Raw genomic sequence first — 6000 nt, 5'->3', positions numbered from 1 at the left:
GGTTGGAGACGGCCGAGGGCGCGCCGGTGCCGGCGCTGTTGGTCGCGGTCACGGTGAAGGTGTAGCTGGTCCCCGGCGCCAGGCCGCTGACGGTGATCGGCGATGCGCTGCCGGTACCGCTCAGTCCACCCGGACTGGAGGTGACGGTATAGGACGTGATCGCCTCACCACCCGTGTTGGATGGCGCGGTGAACGACACCGCGACCTGGCCGGCGCCGATCACCGTGGCCGTGCCGATGACCGGTGCGCCCGGCAGCACCGCGTTGACGGTGAAGCTGCGGCTGACCTGGCTTGCCGCCAGGTAGCTGCCGTTGCCGGGCTGGTCTGCATTGATGGTGCAGGTGCCGGCGGTGACGAAGGTCAGCACGCCGCCGGAGGTGACCGTGCACACGCCGGTCGTGGACGAGGTGAACGTCGGGGTCAGGCCGGAGTCGGAGGTCGCGGTCAGGGTCGGGGTGGTGCCGAAGTTCTGCGCACCGGGATTGACGAACGTGATCGTCTGCGTGGCTGCGGGCGTGACCGGGTTGGAGGCCGACGAGGCCGGGCCGGTGCCAGCGACGTTGTCGGCGGTGACGGTGAACGTATAGGTCTGGCCGTTGGTCAGGCCGGTCACCACGATCGGCGAGGACGCGCCATTGACCGGCGCCACATCGGCCGGGCTGACGGTCACCGTGTAACCGGTGATGGTGGTGCCACCGGTGTCGACCGGCGCAGTGAACGCCACGCTGGCCTGCCCGTCGTCAGCGGTGGCCGTGCCGATGGTCGGCGCGTCGGGCACGATCGGGGTGACCGTGAAAGAGCGGGGGACCTGGGGCGCCGGCAGGTAGGCGCTGTTACCGGCCTGATTGGCATTGATGGTGCAGGTGCCGGCCGTGACGAAGGTCAGGATGCCGCCGGGGGTGACCGTGCACACGGCGGTGGTCGAAGAGGTGAACGCCACCGTCAGGCCGGAGGTGGACGAGGCGCCACCGCCCAGGATCGACAGGTCCGGTGCGGTGCCGTAGCTCTGCGCCCCCGGATTGGCGAAAGTGATGATCTGCGGCGAGGCCGGCGTGATGCTGTTGGACACGCCCGAGGGTCCACCGATACCTGCACTGTTGGTGGCGGTCACGGTGAAGGTGTACGACACCCCGTTGGTCAGCCCGGTCACCGTGATCGGCGAGCCGGCACCTGTGCCGGTGAACCCGCCCGGATTGGCGGTCGCCGTATACCCGATGATCGCCGCTCCGCCGTTGGACGCCGGCGCGGTGAAGCTCACATCCGCCTGGCTGTCGCCGGCCACGGCCGTGCCGATGGTCGGCGCACCCGGCACGATGGCATTGACGCTGAACGTCTGGGAGACCGTGGGAGCCGCGTTGGTCGCGCTGTTGCCGGCCTGGTCGGCGTCGACGGAACAGGTGCCGGCAGTGGCGAAGGTCAGTTCCCCGCCGGAAGTGATCGTGCACACGCCCGTGGTGGACGAACTGAAGGTCACCGCCAGTCCCGAGGTTGACGTCGCAGCCAAGGTCGGGCTGGTGCCGAAGTTCTGTGTGCCGGGGTTGGTGAAGGTGATGGTCTGGTTGCCCTTGGGCGTGGCGCTGCCCGAAGCCCCCGATGCGGTGCTGGTGCCGACCGCATTGGTCGCGGTCACGGTGAAGGTATAGGCCGTGCCGTTGGTCAGCCCGGTCACGGTGATCGGCGAGGTGGTGAAGCCGTTGCCGCCGGCGGTAATGCCCCCCGGGTTGGAGGTCACCGTGTAGCCGGTGATCGCCGAGCCGCCGTTGTTGACCGGCGCGGTGAACGCCACCGATACGAGGCCGTCGCCGGCCGTGGCGGCGCCGATGGTCGGTGCCGCCGGAGCGGACAGAACCTGCATGTAGCCCGATCCTGCAGTCTGCGTACCGCCATGCCCGTCGTTGGCGGTCACCACAACCCGCAGGTACTTGTGGGCGTCGCTGCTGGTCAACACATAGCTGACGCTCGTGGCACCGGCGATCGCCTCCGGGTTGGTGCCGACCGCGTCGTCCGCCCGATACCACTGGTACGAGTAGGTCCGTCCGTCGCCGTCCGGGTCGCTCCAGGTGCCATTGGTGGTGGACAGCGCGTTGCCCACGCTGGCGGTGCCGCTGATGCTCGGCGCGACGCTGTTGACCGGCGCCGAGTTGAGTACCTCCCTGAATGCGGAACTTGCACTCGAGGTGCCGCCCTGGCCGTCGTTGGCCGTCACCGTCACCCGCAGGTACTTGTGGGCGTCGCTGGTGGTCAGTGTGTAGTTCGCGCTGCTGGCACCTGCGATCGCCGCCAGGTTGGTGCCGCCGGCGTCATCGGCCCGGTACCACTGGTAGGAATAGGTACGTCCGTCGCCGTCCGGGTCGTTCCAGGTGCCATTGCTGGTGGAAAACGCATTGCCCACGGTGGCGGTGCCGCTGATGCTGGGCGCGGTGCTGTTGACCGGTGCCGAGTTCATGATCTGGGTATATGCCGAGGTGGCGGACTGGGTGCCGCCGTTGCCGTCGCTGGCCGTGACCACCACCTGGACGAACTTGTGCGCATCGCTGGTCGTCAGCGTATAGCTGGCGCCGGTGGCGCCCGCGATCAAGGCGCGATTGGCCCCGCCCGCATTGTCAGCCCGGTACCACTGGTAGCTGTAGGTCAGCGGGTCGCCGTCGGGATCGCTCCAGGTACCCGAGGTGGCTGAAAGCGCATTGCCCGTGGCGGCCGTCCCGCTGATGCCCGGCGCAACGTTGTTCACCGGCGCGTTGTTGGAAGCACCCATGCAAACGTCGTACTTGGCCTGGCAGACAGCGAAGCTGTTGCCGGCTTTGCCTAGAACCTGGCTCAATCCATTCCAGACGTAGCACCAGTTTCCGCCGCCCATATCCCAAGTGAAAGTGACATAGGACGCCGGACGTGCAGGATTGGCGCAAGTGACCAGGCCGCTGCCCCCCGGAAACGCCGCGAATTCCTTCCTGCCCTCGAAATTCTCGCCCGACTCCCCGGCCCTGCTCGCACCTGCCGGCGACAGCAGCCCCTGTCCGGCGAGGAATGCCAGTGCATCGGCCGCCGGCCCGGATTGCTGGGGCTCCTCCTTGGTGCGCGCCGGACCGAACGCGGCGAAGGGATTGGCCTGGACCGGACGCGGCACCGTCTGCGTCGTGTCCGCCGCGGGCGCGTCCACCGGCTTGACCGCCACCACCGCCCGTGCGCTGCGGCCGCGCGAGACCGAACTGCTGCGCACCGAGGCGAAGCCCGGCTGGGCCAGCAGCAGCGCAGGCAGCAGCGCCTTGAGGGTGGTCTTTTTCAGGAGGCTGTTCATCAGGTGGACCTGGCGGAAATGAGGTCACCAGCAGGGGCTGCCAGTGGCGGGAAGCTGAAGTGGTTGCGCATCCGCGGATGCGACGGTTCGATCAGTTCGGGAAAGTGGCAGCCCGGCAGTACGGCCACGTCGTAGATCTGGTCGACGTTGCCGGTGAAGCTGAGCGTGGCCGCCACCTGCAGGGTGTCCAGGTTGAACACCCAGATGCCGGAGAACGTGTCGCCGTGCCTGTCGGCCAGCGGTGCAGTGGCGGTCACGTCGCTGCGCCGCACCTTGGACAGGCCGACGAACAGCAGCGGGCCATGGAAATCCATGCCGCGGGTGAACCCGGGCAGCTCGGCCAGCACCTCGTTGCGGCCGCTGGCCGGGTCGAAGCGGCAGAGCTGGCCTTCACCGGAATTGCAGTAATAGACATGGCCGCGATACCAGCGCGGCGAATGCGGCATCGCCAGACCGCGCAACAGGATCGCGTTGCGCTGCACATCCATCAGGGTGCCGTCGAAGCGCTCGCCCCTGCGCCACATGCCGGCCTGGTCGGCGGTCGAGAACGTGGTCACGTAGGCCGGCCGGCCGTCGCGCAGGGTCATCCCGTTGAGATGACAGCGGTCCTCGGGCACCAGTTCGGAAATGAAGTGCGGCTTCCAGCGCGGGACGAAGCTGGCATCCGGACTGAGCGTGCACAGGCAGGAGAAGCTGGAGTTGACCGCCCACAGCCCTTCATCGCCCCAGTCGATGTCGTGGATGTTGATCATCCCGGTGTAGTGCGCACTGCGGCTGATGAAGCAGGCATCGACCCGTGCATCCACCGGCGCCATCTGCGCGCGCTCGAAGGCTTCCCAGCGCGCGCGCTCCGCCTCCAGCCGTGCACGCTGGACGTCATCGAGTCTATCGTCGACAGGTGGCGCGGCAGCGTCGGCATCGGCTGGCGCGTCGCCCGCCGCCTCCTTCGGCCGGATCCGGGGTGCGGTGATGTCCTGCTCGATCGGCGGCAGCGGCTGCTTGATCTGCGCCAGCAGGCCGTCCTCGCGCTGGAACTTCAGTACCTGGGTGAAGATGCCCAGGGTGAGGCTGTCACGCGTCACCGTCAGCCCCATCGGCCGCGGGAAACTCTTGTAGTTGACGTCCAGCTGGCCGCCAGCGCTGCGTACCAGCATCAGCCGGCCGGCCTGGTAGGAGGTGAAGGCCAGCGCGATATCCAGCCGCTCCAGCAGAACAGGCAGGTTGGACGAGTGCTCGGCGCTGAAATCCATTTCCATGGAGCCGGTATCGGCCGCGCGGGCCGTTTCTTCTGCCACGGAGGGTGGTTTGCCTGAGGTCGCCATCAGGGCGCTGCCTCCGACGACGTCTCCGCCCGCACAAGTGCCTGGACCGCCCGCAGATCCGGCCGCGCGCCGCGCCCGACCTCGCGTGCCAGTACCGCACTTACATGAGCGGCCGCGGCGGAGGTACCGGTAAAGCTGCCATAGGCCTGTCCGGGCAGGGTGCTGGTAAAGCGGGCAGGCGCATGCAGATCGACGCAGGGGCCGTGGTTCGAATATCGCAGCGTGCGCCCGTCCGGCCCGCGTGCGCCCACCAGCCAGGCGCCGGGAACGGCTGCAAGCGCATTGAGGCGGCAGGCGTCGCCATGTGCGTTGCCCGCGGCAACCACCAGGTACGGAGGCTGCGCATCGCGCTGCCAGTCGGACAGCAGGGCGTAGACCGGCTCGGGCAGCCAGGCCAGCGTCCAGCTGGCATTGACGATGTCGGCCCGCATCATCCGCGCGACGGAGAACGCCAGCACCATGTCGGAGGTCCAGGTCGACACCTGGCGGATCGCGATCAGCCCGGCGCCCGGCGCCAGCCCGCCGGGATGGCCGGCATCGGCATCGGCGAAGATCAGCCCAGCGACCTGGGTGCCGTGCCGGTCGATCCCGACGGCAGGGGTCGCATCGGCGACGTGTCGGTCCGCGTCGTATTGCAGCAGAAGATCGACACCGGCGAGGGCCGGATGCGTGAGGTCGAAACCATCGTCGATCACCGCGACCCGCGCCGCCCTCTGCGGCCTGTCGTCGGACGAAGTCGCCATTCGGGGCACGGCGCTGCCGCTCCCATCAGGCTCGCCCGGCGCGCCCGCCGGCTGCCGGAGCTGCAGTAGATCCGGCTGGACATGCAGCACGCCGGGCTGTCGTTCGAGCTCATGCATCGCCGCAGCAGGCCCGGTCTTGTCCAGGGTCAGCATCCAGAGCGTGGAATCGCTCAGGCGGGCCAGCTGGCGGGCGCTGGCGCCGCCCGCCACTGCCTGCTGCAGGGCACCGGCATCCACCGTCGGCAAGCTGCGGACCAGCAGCCGGTCCGCCATGCGTACCGGGATCGTCGTCCCGTTGTCCACCAGCGCGTCTCCGTTCTCCTGTCGAACCAGGTGGACGACGCGCCCGAGATTGGTGAACGCCAGTTCCGTCCCTGCCGCCGGCGCCGCATCCAGCGGCGGACTGCCACCGCACAGCAGCAGGCAGACGGACAGCCCTCCACGCACCGCAGACCGGGCCATGGCATCGCCGACGCGGCTCATGCGCTGGGCGACGCCACGGTAGTCACGCACGACCAGCCGGTTCCGGCCATGGCCGAAGCAACGGATTCCACGCTCGCACACTCCCCTGATTGACCGGATGCTGGAAGCGGCGTTGCCGCCTCATCATGCAAACCGGAAAAACCACCGGCGTCCCCTC

Annotated in this window: 3 protein-coding genes; all 3 read right to left on the bottom strand. The window is 68.7% G+C overall.

All coding sequences use genetic code 11. From position 1 onward, the window contains the following. Window positions 1–3295, bottom strand: a 3295-nt coding sequence (locus IB242_RS16720; RefSeq protein ID WP_225540744.1) for a fibronectin type III domain-containing protein, incomplete at its 3' end; no start/stop codon positions are given. Beyond that, the gene (locus IB242_RS16715; RefSeq protein ID WP_225540742.1) at window positions 3295–4551 is read right to left on the bottom strand and encodes a TIGR03032 family protein; all 1257 of its coding nucleotides are present in this window, start codon (window positions 4549–4551) and stop codon (window positions 3295–3297) included. The genes IB242_RS16720 and IB242_RS16715, both read right to left, overlap by 1 nt. Window positions 4552–4616: 65 nt before the next feature. Beyond that, window positions 4617–5873: a S8/S53 family peptidase gene (locus IB242_RS20860; RefSeq protein ID WP_192282107.1), complete on the bottom strand. Its 1257-nt coding sequence runs from the start codon at window positions 5871–5873 to the stop codon at window positions 4617–4619. Window positions 5874–6000: the final 127 nt, after the last annotated feature.

The organism is Xanthomonas sp. XNM01 (assembly GCF_014851915.1).
In the GTDB taxonomy this organism is placed as follows: Bacteria; Pseudomonadota; Gammaproteobacteria; order Xanthomonadales; family Xanthomonadaceae; genus Pseudoxanthomonas.
This window is presented reverse-complemented; position numbering and strand designations above follow the sequence as displayed.

Bases quoted from the DNA above. Each gene is read 5' to 3' on its own strand.
- IB242_RS16715 (WP_225540742.1), bottom strand. From the start codon at position 4,551: ATGGAAATGGATTTCAGCGCCGAGCACTCGTCCAACCTGCCTGTTCTG.